Source organism: Nocardioides marmorisolisilvae, from assembly GCF_003725775.1.
In the GTDB taxonomy this organism is placed as follows: Bacteria; Actinomycetota; Actinomycetes; order Propionibacteriales; family Nocardioidaceae; genus Marmoricola; species Marmoricola marmorisolisilvae.
The window spans coordinates 579,629-602,219 of sequence record NZ_RJSG01000002.1 but is presented as its reverse complement, the minus strand read 5'-3'; the positions used below and the strand labels follow the sequence as shown (position 1 = coordinate 602,219).

Here is a 22,591-nt window from a genome sequence, read left to right as displayed (position 1 = left end):
GGGTGAGCGACCAGGACACCAACACGCCAGAGGCAGCCCACGGACCCAAGGTCGAGAGCCACGACCAACCCGTGCCGGAGAAGTACGCCGCGTTCATGCGCACCGGCTGGGGCGACCGCGACCTCGACCTGCCACCGCACCCGGTGGTCCCGTACGCCGCCGCGCGGCGCGCCCGCCTGGCCGAGCTGTTCCCCGGTGAACGTCTGGTCGTTCCCTCGGGCGGTTTCAAGGTCCGGGCGAACGACACCGACTACCGGTTCCGCTCCGACTCGGCACACACGCACCTGACCGGCAACCAGACCAGCGACGCGGTCCTGGTCATCGAGGGTGGCGAGTCGACGCTGTACGCGCGACCGCGAAGCTCGCGCGAGACCGACGAGTTCTTCCGGGACCGCCAGTACGGCGAGCTGTGGGTCGGCCGCCGCCCCTCGTTGGGCGAGATCTCGGCATCGCTGGGCATCACCACCCGGCACATCGACGAGCTTCCCGCCGTTCTCGGCGACAACGCGAAGACCCGGGTGCTGCGCGGCGTCGATGCGCGGGTCGACCGCGAGGTCGCCCGCGACGAGGCCCGCGACACCGACTTCGCCCGCGTCCTTTCCGAGCTCCGGCTGGTCAAGGACGAGTGGGAGCTCGCCGAGCTCCAGAACGCCTGCGACATCACCACCCTCGGCTTCGAGGACTCGATCGCCGAGTGGGACCGCGTCCTCGAGTTCGGCGAGCGCTGGATCGAGGGCACGTTCTTCCGCCGCGCCCGCGCTCTGGGCAACGACATCGGCTACGACTCGATCGTCGGCGGCGGACGGCACGCGACCACCCTGCACTGGATCGACAACTCCGGCCCGATCGTGCCCGGCGAGCTGATGCTGCTCGACATGGGCGCCGAGGCGTCGTCCCTCTACACCGCCGACGTGACCCGGACGTTGCCGATCAACGGCAGCTTCAGCGGCCTCCAGCGCGAGCTGTACTCGGTCGTGCTCGAGGCCCAGCAGGCCGGCATCGACGCGGTGAAGCCCGGCGTGCACTTCCGGGCTCCGCACCACGCAGCCATGAACGTGCTCGCGCACGCACTCGGCGACCTGGGCCTGCTGCCGTGCTCGGTCGAGGAGGCTCTCGACGAGGACAACAAGGTCTACACCCGCTGGACCCTGCACAGCACCAGCCACATGCTCGGCCTCGACGTCCACGACTGCGGTGCGGCGTCCCCGGAGTCCTCGGTCGACGGTCCGCTGGCCGAGGGCATGGTGCTGACCGTCGAGCCCGGGCTCTACTTCCAGCCCGACGACCTGCTCGTGCCCGAGGAGCTGCGCGGCATCGGCATCCGGATCGAGGACGACGTCGTCGTCACCGCGAACGGCTGCCGCAACCTCTCCGAGGCACTCCCCCGCGACCCCGACGCGATCGAGGAGTGGATGGGCCGGCTCCGCGGTTGAGCTCAGGCATCCGCCGCGCGCGGGATCGTTACCGCGGGTGGAACGAGTGCTACGACGCGCGCATGGACCGCTTCTACTCGAGGTGGCTGCTGCTCGTTCTCGGACTTCTCTTCGTGTTCGTGGGGCTCGGATCCCTTCCGTCTGCCATTCACGCAGCACGGCATGACGGGACCTGGGGCGTGTTCACCGCGACTGATCGTCACTGCTCGCGTGGCGGCTGCCTGTGGGACGGGACATTCCGGAGCGACAACGGGGCGATCGTTCAGGATGAGGTGACCTACGACGGACACGGCATCGATCACGTGGGAGACCGGGTTCGTGCCGAGGTCGTGAAGGGTTCCTCCGACGCCTACGGCCGCCACAGCGATGCTCTGCTCGAGAGCATCCTGTTCTCGATCGGCGGCGTGGTGTGCCTGGTCTGGTGGGAGGTCCTCCGACGACGGCGAGCCGTCAGCGGGGGGTGAGCACCCAGTCCTGCTCGTCGTCCGGATCCGGCTCGTAGCTACAGGTCAGGCCGGTCTGCACGCTGCGCTTGAGGTGCCGGGCCAGCGCCTCGTCGACGGTCTCGACGCGGGCGATCGCGGTGGTGATCGCTTTCTTCACCGCGACCCGGGCGCGCTCGGCGCTGGAGCCGGTGGTGCGGGCGCGACCACCGAGACCGGCTACCCGGCCGAGCTCGTCGAGCAATGCCTCCTTCTCGGCACGTGCCGCGTCCAAGCGCCCGCTGTCGGCCCAGTCCTCGGCCTCGGCCAGCTCGGCGTCCAGGTCCGCCAGCCGCTTGCGGTACGCCGCCAGCGCCTGCGGATCGGCCAGCTCGCCCAGCCCGCTCTCCTCGACCGTGCCACCACCGGCGCCGACCAGGTCGAGGGCGGCGATCTGCTGGCCCGGCCGCGCGACCAGCTCGCGCAGGTAGCCGAGACCACGCAGCCCGGCGACCGGCGTCGCGTCGCGCCCGACCAGCCAGAGTCCGCCGGACGACGGGTGCAGGTGGACCTGCGATCGTCCCGGTGCGACGGCCGCAGCCGTCGAGCCGGCCAGCCGGTCGCGCCACCAGGAAGCACCGATCCGCTCGTACGTCGCCAACGCGTGCTCGCGGTGCACCGCGGCTTCCTCGTCACGCCCGAGCACCAGCAGGGCTCGGCTCAAGGTGTCGTCCGTCGTGCCGTGGAACATCACGGCGCCGGCGTTCACGACCGCGCGGCCGGCGTACGGGTGCAGCAGCTCGGCGGCCTCGGTGATCAGCTCCCGGTCCTCCAGCGCCAGCGCCGTCTCGAGCACGGTCTGCAGGGTGAGCATCCAGTCGACATCGCGCGGCAGCTGCGACAGCACCCCACCGTGGAAGGTGCGCAGCAAGGCCTCGGCACGGTCGAGCCGACCGGCCATCATCCACATGAACGCGGCCTCGCCGCAGACCACGATCACGCCCTCGCTGACCGCGAACTCCTCGGCGCCGGCGGCCATCGCCGCCAGGGTGTCGGCGTCGCCGGACATCATCGCCGCGTACCCGGTGTTCACCGCGACGAGCGCCCAGTCGTCCGGGATGACCACCTCGCTGGCGGCCTGCTGTGCGACCGTGATCAGCTGCGCCACGGTGTCGGGGCGCCCGCGCAGCATGTCGAGCATCGCGCGGCGGGTGGCCGCGAAGAAAAGTGCGCGCGGTGACTGGTCACCGAGCAGCTCGATCGCCCGGATCTGGCGGTTCATGGCGTGCAGGTCGAGCGTCTCGCAGGCGACGTGCAGCTGCCACAGGTGGGCCTGGAGGCGCTTGTCCGGGTCGGTGACGTGCGCGGCGACCTCGTCGAGCTCGCCCGCCAGCGCGCGTCGGTCCTCCAGGTCGTCCGGTCCCCAGCGCACGGCCAGCGCCGCGTCGAGCGCATCCGCGACCTGCACCGGTTCCCCCGCCTGCCGAGCCAGGGTCAGTGCCTCGTCGGCGAACGGCTGCCCGCGCTCGGCCTGGCCGGCGTAGGCCCAGCAACGCGCCAGTGCCGCCGCCACCCGGGAGCGCTGCAGGTCATCGGTGGTGCGGACCAGGACGTCGTAGAGCAGCGCGGGCAACCGGCCCGGCTCGGCGCCGAAGACCTGCACGGCGGCCAGGCCGAGGGCCGCCTCTGTCCAGGCCTCCAGGTCGTCGGCGCTGCGCGCGGCCTCGGCGGCCTCGCCGTACAGGCGGTTCGCCTCGGAACCTCGCCCGGCGACCTTTTCCGACATCGCCCGGGCGAGGAGCTCGGCCTGCTCTGAGGTCTCGGTCCCCACGACCTCATCGTAGGGACCGAGACCGGCTGCGGTCAGGGCCTGACCAGAGCGACCTGCTCCGCGTGCTCGCGCTGGCGCTGGTCGTCCCAGTCGCCGGTGCAGTAGATCGCCATCTCGGTGATCGTGGCGCCCTCGACGTCGGCGCGGATGATCTCGCGCGCGTACCAGCGCTCACCCTTGTCCTCCCAGCGCTCCTCGAACTCGATGACGAATCCGCGGTCGGTCGGGTCGACCCGCTGGACCTGCACCGTGCCCCGGAACGGGTGTGCGTGCTCGCGGATCGCGACCAGCCGGTCGGCGGTCTCGGCCTGGAGCCACCAGGTCGGCAGGCTGACGTCGGAGAACATGTCCGGCGCGAACAGCCCCTCGGCCACCTCGCCGGTCTCCAGGAACCGGATCAGGCCGGCCACCGCAGTGGTGGCGTCGGGACGGGTCTCGGTCGCCGCGCTCATGCCGGCGCCCCGGCGGCTGCGGCCATGTTCGCGCCGACGACCTCCATGGTGGCGTTCAGCTCCGCGGTCGGGCTGAACTCGGTCACCGAGGTGCCCCCGGCGATCAGCGGCAGGTGACCGGGCGGGGCGTAGTAGGCGTCACCGGCGACGTAGGTCTCCTCGTGGTCGGCGTACCGGAAGGTGATCTGGCCGCTGGTGACGACTCCCCAGTGCGGGCACTGGCAGCGGTCGTCGGGCAGACCGGCGAAGAACGGACCGGGGTCGACGTCCTGCGGGAAGCTCTCGAAACCGACGGTGTACCCGTCGAGCTCCGCGTAGCGACCCTCGATGAGCTCCTCGTCGACGGCGACGGGAGTGCTGAGCTTGTTGGCGCTGGGCATGATGTCCTCCTGGGGTTGTGTGGTGCTGACACCCAGGAGGCGTGACGAACGATGGAACATCGTGACGCGCCCGTGACGGCGCACGTGACGACGCCCGTGACGCCCGCTCAGCAGACGTCCTCAGCACTCCCGACGAGCTCGGTCCTGCCGTCGGCGTACACGATCAGTCCGGTACGTCCCGCGCGCCCGGCCAACCAGGTCGCGGCGCCGTCGCCGAGCACGAACGCGGCCGTCGCCTCGATGTCGACCCACGTCAGGTCGTCACCGATCACGGTCACCGAGGCCAGCGCGGCCGGTGCCTTCCCGGTGCGCGGGTCCTCGATGTGGTCGCCGCGGTGCGCGGTTCCCGAGGTCGCCACCGCGCCGTTGCGGACCGGTACGACGGCCACGATCCGGCCCGGTTCGTGCGGGTCCTCGATGCCGATCCGCCAGCCCGGCGATGTCGGGGACTGCGACCGGCAGACCATGTCGCCGCCGGCGGACAGGCAGAAGTCGGTGTCCTCGAGCACCGCGAGTGCCGCGGCGGCTCGTTGCACCGCCCAGCCCTTGACCACGCCGCTGGGGTCGAGCCGAACGGTGCCGTCCTCCCCCGGTCGGCGGACGTCGAAGGCGCCGTCGGACTCGACCCGCGCCTGCTCGGCGATCGCCAGCACCTCAGCGACCTCGGCAGGGCAGTCGGCCAGGGCGAGATCGCCACGATCGAGCCGGGAGATCACCGAGCCGGTCCGGTAGGTGCTGAACACGCGGTCGGCCTCGCGCAGGCTCGCCAGCGCCGCTGCCCAGGCCGCGTCGGCGCGGACGTCGTCGGCGTGCTGGCCGCGCAGGGCCAGGCTGATCGGCATGCCCATCACCTGTTCGACCCGGCGGTAGGTCGTCCCTCCGGGGTTCACAGGTTGGCCTGGTCGAGCGCGCTCTGCAGGGACTGCACGTAGCCGTCGCTGGTCACCGTCGCGCCGCTGACCATGTCGATGTTCGCGCTCTGGGCGTCCACGGTCTCCTGCACCAGGATCGGCAGCGCGTAGCTGTTGATCTCGGCGTCCTTGCCGTTGCCGTTCGGGTACTGCACGACGCTGACCTTGGTGATCTTGCCGTTCGCCACCGTCAGCTCGACCTGGACCGGACCCCACCGGGTCTGGGCGACCGAGCCGGTCACGGTGCTCGAGGCGCTCGCCTTGCTCGACGAGCTGCCGGAGCTGCTGGACCCCGAGCTCGAGGAGCTCGATCCGCCGGACTCGTCGACCGTGCCCGAGGTGCTCGAGCCGGACGTCGAGGTCGCACTGCTGACCACCGGTTGCTGCGAGGTGGTCGAGCTCGTGGCGAGCGGGCCGGAGGTGGAGGTGTGGTAGCTGAACAGCAGCACCACCGTCGAGATGGTGCTCAGCACCCAGTAGCTGATCTTTCTCATCGCAGTGTCACCACGCAAAGGTCTCGAGATGGATGTTCTCCTCGGGCACGCCGGCGGCGTCGAGGGTGCGCAGCACCAGGTAGGCCCACGCGGTCGGACCGCAGACGTAGACGTCGCGATCGGCGATGTCGGGCACCCAGTAGCGCAGCGCGGTCAGGTCGTCGGCGCTGCCGATCCCGGCTCCGAGCCAGGAGTCCGGCGTCCGCCGGCGGCCCGGGAGCCGCAGCACTCGCAGACCGCGCTCGGCGGCGAGCTGGTCCAGCTCGCCGGCGAACAACGGCCGGTCGGTGAAGCGCTCCAGGTAGACGGCGTCCCCTGCGCGGTACTCCAGCCCCTCGGCCAGTGCGCGCAGCGGCGTGCTTCCGACCCCGGCCCCGATGAAGGCGACCTTGTGCCGCGTCCGGGCCCTTTCACTGAGCCGGCCGTAGGGGCCCTCGACGAGCACCCGGGTGCCGGGCTTGAGAGCACGGGTGGCGTCGCTGCCGTCGCCGACTCCCTGCACGGTGATCCGCAGGCTGCGTCCGTCCGGCGCTGCCGAGAGCGAGTACGGGTTGGCCCGCGACCAACCCGGGCCGTTCAGGAACCGCCAGCCGAAGAACTGCCCCGGCTCGACCTTGAGCCGGTCGAGCTTCTCGCCGGTCACGTAGACCGACCAAGTGCCCTCACCCTCGTCGACCACCGAGGTGACCCGCAGCCGGTGCCGCAGGTTCCGGTACGCCGGCACCGCGAGCCGCCAGCAGAGGACCGCGGCCGCCGATGCGGCCCAGGCCGTCCACCAGAACACCGTCTTGGTCGGCGAGTCGGTGAACTGCTGGCCCGTCCAGAGCTGGTGCGGCAGTGCGAGGCCGACACCGAGGTAGGCGTAGAGGTGCATCAGGTGCCAGGACTCGTAGCGCAGCCGTCGCCGGGCCGCCTTCACGCTGGTCACCACGACCATCACCAGGCACGCGGTGCCGGCCAGCGCGAGCAGCATGCCCGCGTAGTTGGTGGTCAGGTCCCAGAACGTCGAGGGGATCGCGGGGATGCCGCCGCCGGCGTACCCCCAGGTGATGGTGAGGACGTGCAGGACCATCAGGTTGAACGAGGTGAAGCCGACCAGGCGGTGCAGGTGCGCGAGCCGGTCCTGCCCGAAGGCTCGTTCGAGCACCGGAACACGCGCCATCAGCACGACCTGGGCGAGCAGCAGCACCGACGCGACCAGGCCGGTGATCCGGCCGACCGAGGTCAGTCCGCTCGCCCAGCCGAACAAGTCCTGCACACCGCGGTCGGAGATCCACCACGAGGTGACCAGCAGCAGGCTGAGCCACAGGGTCCACCCGGCAGCGCGGCGCACGAAGGCGTCGAAGCGGGCGCGTCGCCCGTAGACCGGCGCGCTGTCGGCGCCGGCCTGCGGAGTGCGGTCGAGGACGGTCATGGTCACGAGTTGGTGCCGGAGTCGTTGCTCTGGTTCTGGGACTGGCCCTGGGACTGGCCCTGGGACTGGCCCTGGCCCTGCTGCAGGTTCGGGCCCTGGAAGTTCTGGCCTCCGGGCATCTGCCCGTTGCCGGGCACCTGGCCGCCGGGGCCGTTGAAGCCGGCGCGGTCGAACCGGGCCGGGAACTGCCGGTTGCCGTCGTCGTGGCCGACGCCGACGGCGTAGCCGATGCCCCCGCCGCCGATGAAGATCGCTGCAGCAGCGCCGGTCGTCGCCAGGCCGCGGGCCGTCACCCAGCTCGGCAGGCGCGAGCCACGCGGTGCTGTCGGCTCCGAAGCCTCCGTCGCTTCCGGAACGTCGATCGGGGCTGCGGTTGCCGGCGCCTCGATCGGGTCAGCGGAAGCCGCCGGTGGCTCGACGCCGTTCTCGTCCGCTTCGGTGGGCTTGTCCTTCTCCCACCGGTTGCCGCTGTTGTTGGTCTCGCTCACGGGTCCTCCCCCAGGTCTTGGTTGGTGAGCGCCAGTCTGTGAACCACGGATGGGCGGGCCGTGTGCTCGACCTGTGTGGCTCCTGTGCAAGCGCGCCACCCTCGACGTCACCACGAGGGTGCGCCGGTGGGGCTGACAGCACCCTGAACGGATCAGGCGGACTGCGGCAGCGTCACCACGAAGACCGAGCCGGCCGGCGTCCGGTCGCTGTGCCGGACCTCGCCGCCGTTGGCACGGGCGAGCTCGCGGGTGATGAACAGGCCGAGACCGCTGCCGAGCACGTCGGGCGCGGTCTCGGCGCCGCGCGAGAAGCGCTGGAAGAGGTGGTCGCGGAACTCCGTGGGCACGCCAGGCCCGCAGTCCTCGACCCGGACCTCCACCTGGCCGTCAGGACGCGCGACCGCAGAGACCCGGGTCGCGCCGCCGGCGTACTTGTCCGCGTTGCTGAGCAGGTTCACCAGGATCTGGTCGAAGTGGCCGGGCTGCACCGAGGCGAGCAGCCCCTCGGGACATTCGACCTCGGGCTGCATCCCGGGCGGGCGTCCCGAGGCTGCGGCGCTGAGGTGGTGGTGCACCAGGCAGGGCTCGGGCGCCGCCGCGAGCGCTCCTCGGTCGCTGCTGACCATGGTGAAGATGTCGTAGAGGACCGCTCGGATCTGCACGGCGTTGCGCTCGATGACCGCCAGCGCCTTGCGGGCGGTCTGCGGCTCCTCGTCCGCGATCGCCTCCTCGGCCAGCTGTGCCCAGCCCTGGACGGCGGTGAGCGGGTTGCCGATCTCGTGGCTCAGCATCGACATCAGGTCGATCTTGAACCGGTTGGCCAGCTCGAGCTCTTCGTTCTTCCGCGCCAGCTGTGCCGCGGTCGCGGCGCGTTCCCGCAGGGGCTCGTGCAGCGAGGCCCTCTGGGCGAGCACGTAGACCGGGATGAACAGCAGCGTGAACCAGGCGCCACCGGTCCACACCGCGGAGAGCAGACCGCCGATGACCAGGACGCCGGACTCGGTGGCGTAGAACGACCAGCTCGTCAGGGTCTGCCGCAACCAGACCTCGTCCGCGGCGTCGTTCAACAGCGCCGAGCCACTGAACAGCAGCGTCTCGACCGCGAGGAACGCGACGGCAGCGACCACGACCGTCGCCAGCCCGCGCCCGCCGTCCCCGTGCATCCAGTTCGCCTGGGTGTCGACCATCGCGTACCGGACCAGCGCTGCGGCGATCGCGGCCAGCACCAGGAAGGCGGCCGAGCCGACCCACTTCCACAACGGGACCCGGATGCTGCGCCAGCGTGCGTGCGCGTAGGTGGTCGGGACGATCAGCAGCAACCAGACCGGGGGCAGCAGCAGTGCGCAGGCGAACGCCCACGCGGACAGCGCCTTGTGCGGTTGCTGGGTGCGCGCGAGACCACCGGTGATCATCCGGCTGATCTCGACGTTGAGCACCGAGACCAGCGTCAACGCGGCCGCGGTGACCCAGACCGGGATCGAGGCGTCGACCGGCAGGTCGAGGACGAGCGGCAGCGTGACCGCGGCGGCGCCGGCGACCAGCAGGTACCCCCGGACGACCAAGGGTGTCCCGGTGAACGCGGCCCACTCCGCGACTGCCGTCGTCGACGTCCGCCCGGTCCCTCCAAAACCGGTGGCGTCTCGCACGGCACGACTATGCCCTATTTGTCTTTCCTGTGGCAGCGCTCGCCCACAGATCAGCCGTTCGGACAATTCGGACCACCCGGGTGGGTCACCACACGACGCCGCGGTCCACCTTGAGGTTCGAGCCGGTGATCGAGGAGGCCGCGTCCGAGGCCAGGAACATGATCGCCTCGGCGATGTCGGCCGGCGGCATGAAGCCCGGGATCACGCTCTGGCTCTTCGCGACGAGGTCCCAGTTCGCGTCCTCGGGGAGGCTGTGCGCCGCATCGTTGATCATCGGGGTGTCGATGCCACCCGGAGAGACGCAGTTGACCCTGATCCCCCGGTCGGCGAGCTCGATCGCCAGGGCCCGCATCGCCAGCAGGACGCCGCCCTTGCTGGCGCAGTAGGCGGTGTTGTACGGCTGGCCCATCATCGCCGAGATCGACGCGACCGTGACCACGTTGCCGCGTGACTCGGTGAGCGCCGGCAGGAATCCCTGGGTCAGCAGAACCGGTCCGACGACGTTGACGTCGAGGTGCTTGCGCAGCATGGCCGGGCTGAGCGTCTCGAGCCGGGCGTGCGCCTGGACGCCAGCCACGTTGCAGAGCACGTCGAGACCGCCGAGCTCCGCGAGCGACTGCTCGACCACCGCGGTGATTGAGGCGTCATCGGCGAGGTTGCCCTCGAGCACGCCCTCGCTCGGGACGACGTCGACGCCGACCACCCGGGCGCCCTCGGCGCGGAACAGCTCGCACAGCTGGCGGCCGACGCCGCCGGACGCGCCGGTCACCACCACGCGGCGGTCGGTGAAGCGCTGGGCCCGATCCTGGGCTCGGGTCTCGGTCATGGGTTCCTCCTGGGGTATCGGCGCGATATCGCCGAGGTCTGGGGCGGGCGGACCGGCATAATCGACGGAGCACCAAGCCCCCGTAGCTCAGCTGGATAGAGCAAGAGCCTTCTAATCTCTAGGTCGCACGTTCGAATCGTGCCGGGGGCGCTCTTCCTGGATCCTCACACTGTCCGCTGCCGTAGCGGGCAGCTGGAGATGTCCGGCTGGTCGGCGTACAGGGGCAGCTCTTCCATCGTGTAGGTGAGCTCCTCGGACGAACCGAACAGGCGCGCCGGGTCCAGGTAGACGTCCTCGTCGAAGAACTCGCTGACGATCGCCCGCACCGGCGGAGAGCCCGGGGTGAGCGTCCGCGCGACGGCGTCGCGCACGTAGCCCTGACGCAGCGGGTGCAACCGTGCCGAGGAGGGCGTGTGGATCATGTGCCACCCGTGGAAGAACTCCTCCTCCGACAGCCGGTCAGGCTTCGGGAACCAGGTGAAGTGAGTGAGCAGCGTCCCGGGCGCGATCGGCTGTGGCACCGACTCGGTCACGAGGTAGGCATCGCCTGCGGCCTGCTCGACGACTTGGGGCCACACGTCGACATTGTCGACCCAGATCTCGGCCAGACCCCGCAGTTCGGAACCACGCCCCATCAACAGCGTGGCTCCGGGGAGGTCCGCGGCTTCGGAGACCCGGACGGACCGAAGGCCGGGCACGGACAGGCTCGCAGCGCCGTCCACCTGGTCCCTCTCCCAGATCAACAGATCGATCTTCTCCACCGGCACACCTCCGTGTTCGTCGCCGCGACGAATAGTAGAACGTGTTCTAAGTAGCCGGGAAGACCCGCAGCGTGTTTGAGCGGTACTGGCGGGGGTAGTAATCGCTCACCCAGAAACGGGCGCCCGGTTCCCCGTCGCCCACGAAGCCCACCCGCCGTACCGCACGCGGCCGGGTGGGCTTCGGCATTGTCCGTTCAGCCAGTGGGCCCTAGGCGGAACTGGCTACAGACAGCCGACCGCTTGGATCTTCAGGATCGATCCTGGCGCGCCGTCTCGCCTCCTGCCCCCAAGAGCCGAGACGGCGCTGCCTCCACGTCCGGGCGGACTTCCTCGCAATTTCCTGCGAATTCGCCTGTTGCACGGTGATCCGTACCACTGCGTACGCGTGTCGCGGCCAGGGTGAAGGGTCGCATTGACATACAAATGTGACTGGGCCAGCGGAGTATGAGACCGCTGGCCCTTAAACGTTCCCGGACCTAGCGCTCCGCCACGTAGGAGTCGATCTCCCCGCGCAGCTGGGCCTTGAAGGCGTCGTCGGCGAACGACGCGTCGACCGCCGCCTTGGCCAGGTCGCCGAGGCCGGCCTCGTCCAGGCCGAGCAGGTCCGCGGCGATGGCGTACTCGTGGTTCAGCGTCGTGGAGAACATCGGCGGGTCGTCGCTGTTCACGGTGACCTGCACCCCGGCGTCGCGGAACGCCCGGATCGGGTGGTCCTCGAGCCGCTCGACCGCGCGCGTGGCGATGTTCGAGGACGGGCAGACCTCCAGCGGGATCCCGGTCTCGGCCAGGTGCGCGAGCAGCTCGGGGTCCTGCGCGGCCGAGGTGCCGTGGCCGATCCGCTCAGCTCCGAGGACGTTGATCGCGTCCCAGATCGTCTGCGGACCGGTGGTCTCGCCGGCGTGCGGGACGCTGTGCAGCCCGGCTGCCCGGGCGGCGTCGAAGTGCGGCTGGAACTGCGGCCTCGGTACGCCGACCTCCGGGCCGCCGAGACCGAATCCGATGAGCCCGTCGGTCGGGTTCTTGAGCACGAACTCGAGGGTGGCGTCGGCCGCCGGCAGACCGCTCTCCCCCGGGATGTCGTAGATCCACTGGAGCCGCAGCCCGAAATCGCGCAGGGCCGCGGCGCGTGCGTCCTCGATCGCCTCGCCGTAGGCCTCGATCGGAATGCCGCGCACCACCGAGGTGTACGGCGTGCAGGTCAGCTCGGCATAACGCAGCGACTGGGTCTGCGCCATCTCGCGTGCGACCTCGTAGGTGAGCAGGCGGATGTCCTCCGGCGTACGGATCAGGTCGACGACGGCGAGGTAGACCTCGATGAAGTGCCCGAAGTCGCGGAAGGCGAAGAAGTCGGCCAGCGCGTCCGGGTCGCTCGGCACCACGCCTGGGTGTCGCTCCGCGAGCTCGGAGACGATCCGCGGGGACGCCGATCCGACGTGGTGGACGTGCAGCTCGGCCTTGGGCAGTCCGGCGATGAAATCGGTGAGGCTCACATCGGCGAACCTAGCCGACCGCCTTCTCGATCGCATCGACGATCTGCGGCACCCCGCCGGAGACCGGCTTGCCGTTGATGAAGACGGTCGGGGTGCTGGTGATCTTCTTCTGCGCCATCACTGCGCTGGCCGCCTGGAAGAAGGCGTTGTCCTGGGTCTTCAGCGCGGCCTCGACAGCCGCGTTGTCGCCGCCGGCCTTCTTCACGAAGCCCAGGATCTGGCTCTGCGAGACGCTCCCGGAGTCCGACTCGTAGGGCTGGTTCTCGTAGAGGAGGTCGTGCAGCTTCAGCGCCGCTTGCGGCGTGGAGTGCGCGAGCACGGCGGCGAAGGCGTTCATCCCGCGCTCGCCGTAGACGGACTGGAGCAGGTCGATCGGGCGGTACTCGACCTGCACCTTGCCGGCCGCGGCGTTCTCCCGGAGGAAGTCGCGCGTCGAGTCCTCGAGCTGGCGGCAGTACGGGCACTGGAAGTCCTCGTAGACCACGACCTTGACCGGTGCGTCGGCCTTGCCGGCCAGCACTGATCCCTCCCCGGCGGTCGCGGTCACCGCTGCGGCCGGCTTGTCGGACGGACCCCCGCCGCTGTACCAGGTGCCGGCGGCGACGACCGCGCCGAGGATGACCACGATCAGCGCCACCAGCCCGATGCGGCGGTTGCGTTCCTGGCGGGCCTGGTCGGCGCGGATGGCCGCCGCACGCTCGGTGCGGCCGACCTCACGGTTCTGCTTGGACATCAGACTCTCTCCAGATCGTCAACGGCCACCGGCCGCTCGGGGAACAGGACGCCGTCGACCGACAGCGCCGTACGGGGTCGCCAGGCCAGGTACGCCGAGGCGAGCAGCAGCGCGACGTCCCGGGCGATCTCCCACGGGTAGTGCGAGATCGCGTTCGGGTCCGCGCCGCCGTCGCCGAAGCAGCCGCAGTTGATCGAGATGCCGCGCGCCCACACCGAGGAGATCCCGATGATGAAGGCGATCTGCAGCAGGGCCGAGACGCCGCCCGAGACCCGGGTGATCAGACCCAGGACGAGCACGATCCCGACGGTCAGCTCGAGCACCGGCAGCAGGTGGCCGACTGTTTCGGCCAGGTCGTAGGGCAGCAGCTGGTAGGCCCGGACGGCGGTGACGCTGGAGGCCGGATCGCCGATCTTGAGCAGACCTGCCCAGATCCAGATGCCGCCCACGACCAGGCGCAGGAGCAGGCCGATCCAGCGTCGCATGGGATCACCGTAGGGGCGCGTCCTGAATCGTTACTGAGGGATCGCCGTACGGAGCATGAGTAGGCTCACGCGTTGTGAACGACCGACTTGTGTGGATCGACTGCGAGATGACCGGCCTGGACCTGGGCGCCGACGCGCTGATCGAGGTGGCGGCTCTGGTCACCGACTTCGACCTGAACGTCCTCGGCGACGGGGTGGACGTGGTCATCGCGCCACCACGCAAGTCCCTCGAGCAGATGGTGCCGTTCGTCACCGAGATGCACACCAAGTCGGGCCTGCTCGCCGAGCTCGGCGCCGGTACGACGCTCGAGGACGCCCAGGCGCAGGTGCTGGCCTACATCCGCGAGCATTGCCCGGACGGCAGCCGCCCGCCGCTGGCGGGCAACACCGTCGCCACCGACCGCTCGTTCCTCGCGCGCGACATGCCCGAGCTCGAGGCGTTCCTGCACTACCGGATCGTCGACGTCTCCTCGATCAAGGAGCTCTCCCGGCGCTGGTATCCGAAGGCGTACTTCAACGCCCCGGCGAAGTCCGGCGGCCACCGCGCGCTGGCGGACATCCAGGAGAGCATCGAGGAGCTCCGCTACTACCGGCAGGCCGTGTTCGTCGCCGAGCCCGGTCCGGACTCCGACGAGGCCAAGCGGATCGCGGCCCTGCACCAGGGTGCGCTCACCGGAGCCACGGTCGCCGACCGTGGTTCGGAGCACCCCTGAGTCTTCGGTACACTTCTGCCTGCTCACGCTGATGCGGGGGCGATGGTGGGTATAGCTCAGCTGGTAGAGCGCCGCCTTGTGGTGGCGGATGTCGCGGGTTCGAGTCCCGTTACTCACCCTGATGAGACCCCAGGTCCGAGGCAGTGCCTCAGGCCTGGGGTTTCTTCGTCAGCAGCGCCACGATCTTCTCGGCGACGGCCTGGTGGTAGGCCTTGTACGGGTGGAACTGGAGGGCCTTGCCCTTGACCGCCTTCGACCCGTTGACCCAGGGGTCGTCCGAGCACGCGTCGTGGCCGCGGGAGGCCGCCCACATGTCGATGTAGTCGGCGCCCTCCTTCTTCGCGACCTTGGCCAGGGCCTCGTCTGCCGCCTGCACCACGGTGCGGATCCGGTTCAGGGCGACCGGTGGGAACGGGAGCTGCTTGCAGGTGCCCTTGTCGGGGGCGACACGGGGGTAGCCGACCAGCACGATGCGGGCGTTCGGCGCCTGCTGGCGGATCTGCTCCAGCCCGTTCTCGACGTCGTCGGAGAGCGACTGGATGACCGAGTCGAACCCGGAGTCGGGCTGGGCCAGGTAGTCCGAGCAGGTCTTCGGAGCCTTGCCGTTCTTCTCGGGCAGGCAGGTGAACAGCAGGAGGTAGGAGATCCGGGTCCCGTTGGTGGTCGTCGGGGCGTCGTTGAGGCCCATCCCGACGGTGACCAGCTTCGTGTCGGCGGAGACCGCGTCCAGCTGCGCCTGGTTGACGCCCTTGCCGGTGATGACCTGGCTCTGGGTCAGGTTCACGGTCTGCGCGCCCCCGCAGGAGGCGTCGGCGAAGGAGTCGTACTTCATCTTCTTGGCCACCAGCGCGGGATAGTCCTCCGCGCTGCGCTGGCACGGATTGTCGAACGGGCCGTAGCCCGCGACGGCGGTGAACGAGTCACCCAGGCCGACGTACTCGTTGCCCTGCTCGGGCGGCGGGGGCTGCTCCTTCTTCCCGCAGGCCGAGACCGTCACGGCCAGGGCAGCGACGAGGGAGAGCGCGAGGAGTCGGGAGCGGGGCACGCACGAATGATCGCATCCAGCCCCATGTGAACCAGGTCACGTCGACGTCTGCGTCACGAGGCCCGAATTCGCGGGTCTCGGTTCACGACAACTCCTTCCCTCCCAGGAGCACCGTGCCTGACAACGACGACGGCCTCATCCGGCCGCGCCACCGCAAGAAGGGTCGCGCCAGCAAGCGCGGCACCGAAACGCCGGGACGCAACCTGCGCGTCGTACCGGATCCCGCCGAGCAGGACGCAGCTCCGCTGGGGCACTACCCCGTCGACGACCTCGCCGCCATGTCGCCCAGCGCCGTCGAGATGCTGGTGCACCGCGCGCGCCTGGAGGCGGAGTCGATGGCCGCATCGATCCCGCACGTGCTGATCACCCGTGACACCGAGACCGGCGCCGCCACGACGTCGGAGCCGTTCGCCGACGGGTTGCACGCGCTCGTCACGGCCCGTGAGTTCGTCGAGAAGTACCGCGACCTCCAGCCGCGCTGGGACTTCACGCTGACGGTGGCGCCGGTTCCCGGCTAGCTCCGCCTGCTGGGTCACCCCTCCTGGAGGGTGGTCGGCGCGCCGTGGACGCTCGGGATGGTGCCGAGCCTGCCCTTCTGGAAGTCCTCGTAGGCCTGCATCACCTCGGCCTTGGTGTTCATCACGAACGGCCCGGCCCAGGCGACCGGCTCACGGATCGGCTGACCGCCGATGACCAGGACGTCGAAGGCCGGCGTCCGGCTGTCCTGGGTGGTCGCGCCCTGGAGGGTGACGAAGTCACCGGCACCGAGGACGGCCAGGTTGCCCATCCGCAGCGGCTTGGCCTCGATGCCCACCGAACCGTGCCCGGAGAGCACGTAGACCAGCGCGTTGTAGGAGGCGTCCCAGGGCAGCTCGAGCCGGGCGCCCGGTTCGATGGTGGCGTGCACCATCGTCATCGGCGTGTACGTCGAGCCGGGGCCTTCGGTGGTGCCGACCTTGCCGGCGATGACCCGGACCAGCGCACCGGCGTCGGCGGAGGTGGCCAGGCCGACCTGCCCCGAGCGGATGTCCTGGTAGTGCGGGGCGTTCATCTTGGCGTCCTTGGGCAGGTTCACCCAGAGCTGGATGCCGTGGAACAGGCCGCCGGCCTGCACCAGCCACTCCGGCGGAGCCTCGATGTGCAGCAGCCCGGAACCAGCGGTCATCCACTGGGTGTCGCCGTTGGTGATCGTGCCGCCACCGCCGTGGCTGTCGTGGTGGTCGAAGACGCCGTCGATGATGTACGTGACGGTCTCGAAGCCGCGGTGCGGGTGCCAGGGCGTGCCCTTCGGCTCGCCGGGCGCGTACTCGACCTCGCCCATCTGGTCCATGTGGATGAACGGGTCGAGGTCACGCAGGTCGACTCCGGCGAAGGCCCGGCGCACCGGGAAGCCCTCGCCCTCGTACCCCGAAGGCGCGTCGATGATCTGCTTGATCGGGCGCACCGTGTCGCCGAGCCCGGGAACGGGCAGGCGGTCCAGGACGGTCAGGTCGTCAACGGTGATTGCTGGCATGTCCAGCACAATAGTTTGATATTCAACTTTATTCCAGACCCTGAGCGATTTGTCCACTACGGTGCTTCCATGAGCGCGCGGGGGAGCTACGACGTCGTGGTGGTGGGCGGCGGGCACAACGGACTCACGGCCGCTGCGTACCTGGCTCGTGCGGGCATGTCGGTGCTCGTGCTGGAGCGCCTCGACCACACCGGCGGCGCCGCGATCAGCACCGAGGCGTTCCCCGGCCTGCCCGCCCGGCTCTCGCGCTACTCCTACCTGGTCTCGCTGCTCCCCGAGTCGATCGCCGCGGACCTCGAGCTCGACGTCGAGCTGCGCTCGCGGTCGGTCGCGTCCTACTCCCCCACGATCCGCGACGGCCGCAGCCTCGGCCTGCTGGTCGAGCACGAGGAGGGGCGGGCGACCCAGGAGTCGTTCCGCGCCCTGACCGGCAGCGACGACGAGTACGCCGCCTGGCAGCAGTTCTACGGCGACGTCCGCGGGCTCGCCGAGCGGGTGGCGCCGACCCTGACCCAACCGCTCGTCACCGCGCGCGCGATGGCCGAGGGCGTCGACCCCGAGATCTGGTCCGCCCTGGTGGAGCGACCGATCGGCGAGGTGATCGAGAAGCGCTTCGCCGACGACCTGGTCCGCGGCGTCGTCGCGACCGACGCCCTGATCGGCACCTTCGCCGACGTCCACGACACCTCGCTGATCCAGAACCGCTGCTTCCTCTACCACCTGATCGGCAACGGCACCGGTGAGTGGCGGGTGCCGGTCCGCGGCATGGGCTCGGTCACCGACGCGCTCGCCCGTGCCGCGGCCAAGGCCGGGGCCGAGGTGCTCACCAACGCCGGGGTCAGCGCGATCCGCGCCGACGGCGACGGCGCGGAGGTCACCTGGCACGACGGCGACCGCGAGCACAGCGTGCGCGCCCGGACGGTGCTCTCGAACGTCGCCCCGTGGGTGCTGCGGATCCTGCTCGGCGAGGAGCCCGACGCCGCCTCCAAGCCGGTCGGCTCCCAGCTCAAGATCAACTTCCTGCTCTCCCGGCTCCCCCGGCTCAAGAGCGGCGTCGACCCGCGCACGGCCTTCGCCGGCACCTTCCACGTGGGCGAGGAGTACGACGCGCTGGGGGCGGCGTACCGGAGCGCGGCCGCGGGCGACCTGCCGGCGAGCCCGCCTGGCGAGCTCTACTGCCACTCGCTGACCGACCCCTCGATCCTCGGCGAGCTGGCCTCGTTCGGTGCCCACACGCTGACCTACTTCGGACTGCACCTGCCCGAGCCGCTGTTCGCCGTCGACAGCGAGGAGCGCCGGCTCGAGGCGGTACGCCGCGCGATCGCCGGCATCGACGAGCACCTGATGGAGCCGCTGCTCGGCTGCGTGATGACCGGACCGAACGGCGAGCTCTGCGTCGAAGCCAAGTTCCCCCAGGACATCGAGGCCGACCTGGCGATGCCGGGAGGGCACATCTTCCACGGCGACCTGGCCTGGCCCTGGGCCTCGAACCGGGAGTCGCTGGCCACCCCAGCCCAGCAGTGGGGCGTGGCCACGGACCTCGACTCCGTGCTGCTCTGCGGCTCCGGTGCACGGCGTGGCGGAGCGGTCTCGGGGCTCGGCGGGCACAACGCCGCCCAGGCGGTGCTCGCGTCGCGCTGACGGTTTCCCTAGGCAGGACGTGAAACCGGCAGAGCGACCCGATGCATCGGGTCGGAAGCGCCGGGAACGGGTCGGTCGGCGACCGGTCCGTGAGCCCGGGCACATCGGGCGTATCCGATTTCGTCGAGCGGCTCTGCGGCTGCTAAGGTTCCCAACGCTTCACGCGCCATTAGCTCAATTGGCAGAGCAGCTGACTCTTAATCAGCGGGTTCGGGGTTCGAGTCCCTGATGGCGCACCACCACTACGTGTCGGTCCCCGGATCTTCGGTCCGGGTCGACCTCGACCAGTCGGGCTCCTCCCAGGAGCCGGCCCGTTCCTCGGGCATCCGCTGCACCGTGTTGCCGAGCGGCATCCGGGGCGGCGGGAGGACCAGGACCCGCCGTGAGGCGCGGATGTAGCCGACCCGTACGCCGACGGCGAAGGCGATAGCGCCCCAGAGCATGGCGGCGCCGAAACCGATCAGAGCTGCTCCCATGAGGAGCCCCTACCCACGGCGGCGCGGCCGACTCCGGGACCAAGGTCCCGACTTACCTTTATGTCCGTTTCGCCCGTAACTTCCCTTTCTTGCTCGCGTTGATCTGGTCACGGGAGTCACCAACGGATTCGCACCCACTGCGGGACCTCCTGATATCGCCCCAACGGAATGGGGCCCTACCAGAGAGATGATCACCATGACCCGCAGCCGCTTCCTCACCGGTTCCCTCGCCAGCATCGCCGTCGCCTCGGCGTTCACCCTCGCCGCCCCGGCGGCCAACGCGGCCGATGAGCGCGGCTGCGGCCAGCCGGCCGTGGACGCCGTCTACAGCACGGTCGTGCACGACGCCGTCTTCCGCACCGTCCCGGCGCAGAGCCACAACGAGTGGCTCTGGCAGCGCGACGTCGACGACTACTCCTACGAGTACACCAAGCTGGTCTCCCCCGCGAGCGTCGAGACGAACTGGACCCGGCAGGTCGCCGGCCCGACCGAGTACCTGTGGACCCGGACCGTGACCGACGTCCCCGCCGTTCCCGCTGTTCCCGGCACCCCGGCGACCGGTCACTACGACACCGTGGTCACCACGCCCGCCGTCGTCATCACCGAGTGGGAGTACGAGCACCAGGTCACCCACAAGCTGCGCTGGGAGTCCGAGGACTGGGGCGCCCAGAACGGCCAGGGCAACGGCTGGGTCAAGACCGGCAACACCCGCGAGACCGTCGTGACGCCGGCCGTCACCACCCAGGTCTGGGTCGTCGACTCCCCCGCCACCCCCGGTACGCCGGCCGTCCCGGCCATCACCCACGACGAGTCGGTCTGGTCGCTGTCCTCCCCTGGCGGCGACTGGACCGGCCCGGCCGACAGCCGGCCGGGCACCAGCACCACCGAGAACGAGACGACCGACGGCGACGCCCCGGCCGGCGACGGGTGGAGCCTGGTCGCAACCCGGAGCTTCGACGCGGTCTACGACACCGTCTGGACAACCTCCGCGCCGGCGGGCTACGACCCGACCGGCAACTCCAAGGTCAGCGGCTCCCACCACGAGCAGACCGACGCGACCTCGGCCGCCGCGCCCGCCGGTGACGGCTGGAGCGAGGTCGCGGACTCCGAGACCACGATCGTCGACGTTCCCGAGTCGAAGGAGCTCGTCAGCGACGGGTGGACCGAGCAGGTCCTGCTCAGCCCGGCCCTGCCGGCCACGGCGCCGTGCGTCGACCCGCCGAGCGACGACCCGACCACCGACCCGGGCACCCCGACCACCGACGTGCCGACCGGCGACACCGCCGGGCCGCAGGCCGCCCCGGCCGCCGAGACCTCCTCCTCGGCGACCGTTCTGCCCGAGACCGGCAACGGCGTCCCGCCGTGGATGGCGCCGACCGGCCTGCTGGCGATGCTCGCCGGTGCCGCGCTGATCCGCTTCAGCCGCCGGCACGGGGTCCGCTGACCCCTCACAGACCGGAGGGCCTTCCCTGTTTCTGGGTGGGGAGGGCCCTCCGACCAATTCGGCGTCATCATGTGCGGCCACGCCCGTCCGCCTGTATGAACTCGAACCAGATCCGGACCGCGATCCTCCAGCTGGTTGCGATCGCCCTGCTGACCACCGCGGTGGCGGTAACTGCAGTCATCCTCGTCATCCACGCAGAGTCGGGGCCCACGCTCCATCGCCCTCCTCCTCACGGGGCACCTCGAGGAGGCCTCCCCCCGTGGCCGTCACCACCCAGACCGCTCGATTGCTCGAAGCTGCACGGGACCCCGACACAGTTCAAGGGTTGTGCCACGAGCTCGCGAAGGTGACGTCGTACCCGGGAAGCAACGTGAGTCGTTAATATCCCGAGACTCCCTCCCGAAGGATCCTGATGCGCCGCCTCCTCACCGTGCTGTCCCTGCTCCTCGCCGCCAGCCTCGCCACGGCCCTCCCCTCGGCGTTCGGCGTCGCGGCGATCCCGATCCCGTCGGACCCGCGCGATGCGCTGCTCCAGCCGTTCGTCGGAGCGCCGTCGACGGCACAGCCGCTGCCGCTCCAGCACGTGCCGCAGCACCCGTTCATGGCAGCCAACGACAGCAGCAACCTGCACAACGACGCCTACCAGACCGACGCCTACAACCGGCCGGGGCCGATCGGCAAGAACCTCAAGGTCAAGAGCACGCTCTTCGTCGCCGACTGCGGCTCGGTCACCTTCGACAAGCTCGGCCGGATCGTGACGGTCTGCGTCTCCCCGACCGGCGCGACGCTGCGGCTGATGAACCCGACGACGCTGGCCACCATCGCGTCGTACAACCTGCCGGCGCGCAAGAACGTCGGATCGTTCTCGTTCCAGAACTTCTCCGGCGGCGGGTACTTCTACCTCGACAACCTCGATCGCGCGGTGGTCTCGACCTTCACCGGCCACATCTTCACTATCAAGGTCTCCGGCAACACGCTGACCAAGGTCCGCGACGTCGACGTCAGCGCAGTGGCCCAAGGCTCGGGCATCCAGTCCGCGCTGCCGGACTGGCACAACAACCTCTGGTTCGTGACCGTCTCCGGCAAGGTCGGCTTCGTGACCCCGGGTGGTGTCGTCCGCTCGATGTCGCTGCCGACCGGCGAGACGATCGCGAACAGCTTCGCCATGGACGAGTCTGGCGGCGTCTTCATCGTCTCGACCGCGGCGCTGTACCGGTTCGACGTGAAGAACGGGCAGCCGAGCGTGACGTGGCGCCAGCCCTACGACAACGGTTCACGGGTCAAGCCCGGCCAGGTCAGCCAGGGCAGCGGCACCACACCGACACTGATCGGCTCGGCCTCCGCCGCCGGCGGCGGCTCGATCGCGATCACCGACAACGCCGACCCGAAGATGAACGTCCTGGTCTTCCGTCGCGGCAAGGCCGGACCGGGTCCGGTGCTGTGCAAGCAGCCGATCTTCGCCGACGACCTCGGCTCCGACGAGAACAGCCTGGTCTCGGTGCCCGGCGGCCTGATCGCGGAGAACAACTACGGCTACGAGGGCCCGATCCCCAAGGACGTAACCCTGCGCTCCCCCGACACCGAGCCCGGCGTCGTCAAGGTCGCGGTCGACTACGCCAACGGCGGGTGCCACATCGCCTGGGAGAACGACCAGGTGCGGGTTCCGACGGTGGTCAGCAAGGCCGACCTCGCAACCGGCCTGCTCTACACCTACACCCACCCGAGCGCGGCCGAGCTGCCCTGGAAGGCTCTGCCGCTGCCGAACGCGCTGGCGCCCGAGACGTGGTTCTTCACCGCACTCGACCTGCGCACCGGAAAGCAGGTGTTCTCCAAGCTGGTGGGCAGCAACCTCGGCTTCAACAACAACTACGCCCCGGTGAGCATCGGGCCGGACGGCGCGGCGTACGTGGGAACCCTCGGCGGGCTGGTCAGGATCGCCGACGGCAGTTAGCCGGACCTGCCCACTCGCAGGCCTCCACCCGCATAGGGTGGC

General features: G+C 70.2%; 23 protein-coding genes and 3 tRNA genes. 10 read left to right on the top strand and 16 right to left on the bottom strand.

Translation table 11 applies throughout. From position 1 onward, the window contains the following. The first annotated feature begins 2 nt into the window (after positions 1-2). Positions 3-1,433, top strand: a complete 1,431-nt coding sequence (locus EFL95_RS06690; RefSeq protein WP_246004832.1) for an aminopeptidase P family protein — start codon at positions 3-5, stop codon at positions 1,431-1,433. Between the two features lie 62 nt (positions 1,434-1,495). Further along, the gene (locus tag EFL95_RS06685) at positions 1,496-1,897 is read left to right on the top strand and encodes a hypothetical protein (protein WP_123233257.1); all 402 of its coding nucleotides are present in this window, start codon (positions 1,496-1,498) and stop codon (positions 1,895-1,897) included. On the opposite strand, the gene EFL95_RS06680 is transcribed toward EFL95_RS06685, so the two are convergent. The 9 genes from EFL95_RS06680 to EFL95_RS06640 form a co-directional block, all read right to left on the bottom strand. Then, a complete protein-coding gene (locus tag EFL95_RS06680) occupies positions 1,884-3,686 on the bottom strand; it encodes a hypothetical protein (protein WP_123233256.1) in 1,803 nt (600 codons plus the stop codon). The two genes, EFL95_RS06685 and EFL95_RS06680, sit on opposite strands and share 14 nt — an antisense overlap. A 32-nt stretch (positions 3,687-3,718) precedes the next feature. Further along, positions 3,719-4,138 carry a hypothetical protein gene (locus EFL95_RS06675; protein WP_123233255.1) on the bottom strand — a complete coding sequence of 140 codons (420 nt, stop codon included), beginning with the start codon at positions 4,136-4,138 and terminating at the stop codon, positions 3,719-3,721. Then, positions 4,135-4,518 (bottom strand): cupin domain-containing protein, encoded by a 384-nt coding sequence (locus EFL95_RS06670; protein WP_123233254.1) that lies wholly within the window; start codon positions 4,516-4,518, stop codon positions 4,135-4,137. Before EFL95_RS06670 ends, EFL95_RS06675 begins: the two co-directional genes overlap by 4 nt. Before the next feature lie 107 nt (positions 4,519-4,625). After that, positions 4,626-5,360: an FAD:protein FMN transferase gene (locus EFL95_RS06665; protein WP_123234831.1), complete on the bottom strand. Its 735-nt coding sequence runs from the start codon at positions 5,358-5,360 to the stop codon at positions 4,626-4,628. A gap of 44 nt (positions 5,361-5,404) precedes the next feature. Continuing rightward, positions 5,405-5,923: an FMN-binding protein gene (locus tag EFL95_RS06660; protein ID WP_123233253.1), complete on the bottom strand. Its 519-nt coding sequence runs from the start codon at positions 5,921-5,923 to the stop codon at positions 5,405-5,407. 7 nt (positions 5,924-5,930) lie between these two features. Further along, complete coding sequence (locus EFL95_RS06655; protein WP_123233252.1) at positions 5,931-7,337, bottom strand: ferredoxin reductase family protein; 1,407 nt, start codon at positions 7,335-7,337, stop codon at positions 5,931-5,933. A 2-nt stretch (positions 7,338-7,339) separates the two neighbouring features. Continuing rightward, on the bottom strand, positions 7,340-7,825 hold the full coding sequence (locus EFL95_RS06650) for a hypothetical protein (protein ID WP_123233251.1): 486 nt from the start codon (positions 7,823-7,825) through the stop codon (positions 7,340-7,342). Positions 7,826-7,977: 152 nt separating this feature from the next. Next, positions 7,978-9,471: a sensor histidine kinase gene (locus EFL95_RS06645; protein WP_148044998.1), complete on the bottom strand. Its 1,494-nt coding sequence runs from the start codon at positions 9,469-9,471 to the stop codon at positions 7,978-7,980. 85 nt (positions 9,472-9,556) lie between these two features. Then, positions 9,557-10,297, bottom strand: a complete 741-nt coding sequence (locus EFL95_RS06640) for an SDR family NAD(P)-dependent oxidoreductase (RefSeq protein ID WP_123233249.1) — start codon at positions 10,295-10,297, stop codon at positions 9,557-9,559. Between the two features lie 76 nt (positions 10,298-10,373). On the opposite strand from EFL95_RS06640, the gene EFL95_RS06635 reads away from it, so the two are divergent. After that, a tRNA-Arg gene (locus tag EFL95_RS06635) sits at positions 10,374-10,447 on the top strand. A gap of 14 nt (positions 10,448-10,461) precedes the next feature. Here the strand turns inward: EFL95_RS06635 and EFL95_RS06630 are convergent. The 4 genes from EFL95_RS06630 to EFL95_RS06615 form a co-directional block, all read right to left on the bottom strand. Next, on the bottom strand, positions 10,462-11,058 hold the full coding sequence (locus EFL95_RS06630) for a hypothetical protein (RefSeq protein ID WP_123233248.1): 597 nt from the start codon (positions 11,056-11,058) through the stop codon (positions 10,462-10,464). A 476-nt stretch (positions 11,059-11,534) separates the two neighbouring features. Then, positions 11,535-12,548, bottom strand: coding sequence for an adenosine deaminase (locus EFL95_RS06625; protein ID WP_246004831.1), 1,014 nt, complete (start codon positions 12,546-12,548; stop codon positions 11,535-11,537). A gap of 10 nt (positions 12,549-12,558) precedes the next feature. Beyond that, positions 12,559-13,281: a DsbA family protein gene (locus EFL95_RS06620; protein ID WP_123233246.1), complete on the bottom strand. Its 723-nt coding sequence runs from the start codon at positions 13,279-13,281 to the stop codon at positions 12,559-12,561. Next, entirely contained in the window at positions 13,281-13,766 is a 486-nt protein-coding gene (locus EFL95_RS06615; RefSeq protein WP_123233245.1) for a DoxX family protein, read from the bottom strand. The genes EFL95_RS06620 and EFL95_RS06615 overlap by 1 nt, the downstream gene beginning before the upstream one ends. Positions 13,767-13,840: 74 nt before the next feature. Between EFL95_RS06615 and orn the strand changes: the two genes are divergently transcribed. Continuing rightward, complete coding sequence (orn, locus tag EFL95_RS06610; RefSeq protein WP_123233244.1) at positions 13,841-14,479, top strand: oligoribonuclease; 639 nt, start codon at positions 13,841-13,843, stop codon at positions 14,477-14,479. A gap of 45 nt (positions 14,480-14,524) precedes the next feature. Further along, a tRNA-His gene (locus EFL95_RS06605) sits at positions 14,525-14,597 on the top strand. A 30-nt stretch (positions 14,598-14,627) separates the two neighbouring features. Here the strand turns inward: EFL95_RS06605 and EFL95_RS06600 are convergent. Continuing rightward, the gene (locus EFL95_RS06600; protein ID WP_123233243.1) at positions 14,628-15,524 is read right to left on the bottom strand and encodes an SGNH/GDSL hydrolase family protein; all 897 of its coding nucleotides are present in this window, start codon (positions 15,522-15,524) and stop codon (positions 14,628-14,630) included. Positions 15,525-15,637: 113 nt separating this feature from the next. Between EFL95_RS06600 and EFL95_RS06595 the strand changes: the two genes are divergently transcribed. Next, on the top strand, positions 15,638-16,042 hold the full coding sequence (locus tag EFL95_RS06595; protein ID WP_123233242.1) for a hypothetical protein: 405 nt from the start codon (positions 15,638-15,640) through the stop codon (positions 16,040-16,042). A gap of 14 nt (positions 16,043-16,056) precedes the next feature. On the opposite strand, the gene EFL95_RS06590 is transcribed toward EFL95_RS06595, so the two are convergent. Next, positions 16,057-17,037, bottom strand: a complete 981-nt coding sequence (locus EFL95_RS06590) for a pirin family protein (RefSeq protein ID WP_123233241.1) — start codon at positions 17,035-17,037, stop codon at positions 16,057-16,059. Between the two features lie 69 nt (positions 17,038-17,106). On the opposite strand from EFL95_RS06590, the gene EFL95_RS06585 reads away from it, so the two are divergent. Together EFL95_RS06585 and EFL95_RS06580 are read left to right on the top strand one after the other, a co-directional pair. Then, positions 17,107-18,678 (top strand): phytoene desaturase family protein, encoded by a 1,572-nt coding sequence (locus EFL95_RS06585; protein WP_123233240.1) that lies wholly within the window; start codon positions 17,107-17,109, stop codon positions 18,676-18,678. A 163-nt stretch (positions 18,679-18,841) separates the two neighbouring features. Further along, positions 18,842-18,917, top strand: a tRNA-Lys gene (locus EFL95_RS06580). A gap of 3 nt (positions 18,918-18,920) precedes the next feature. On the opposite strand, the gene EFL95_RS06575 is transcribed toward EFL95_RS06580, so the two are convergent. After that, a complete protein-coding gene (locus EFL95_RS06575) occupies positions 18,921-19,154 on the bottom strand; it encodes a hypothetical protein (protein ID WP_123233239.1) in 234 nt (77 codons plus the stop codon). A 196-nt stretch (positions 19,155-19,350) separates the two neighbouring features. On the opposite strand from EFL95_RS06575, the gene EFL95_RS06570 reads away from it, so the two are divergent. Both EFL95_RS06570 and EFL95_RS06565 read left to right on the top strand, forming a co-directional pair. Further along, on the top strand, positions 19,351-20,598 hold the full coding sequence (locus EFL95_RS06570; protein WP_148044997.1) for a hypothetical protein: 1,248 nt from the start codon (positions 19,351-19,353) through the stop codon (positions 20,596-20,598). Positions 20,599-21,010: 412 nt separating this feature from the next. Next, a complete protein-coding gene (locus EFL95_RS06565) occupies positions 21,011-22,549 on the top strand; it encodes a hypothetical protein (protein ID WP_123233237.1) in 1,539 nt (512 codons plus the stop codon). The last annotated feature ends 42 nt before the right edge of the window (positions 22,550-22,591 follow it).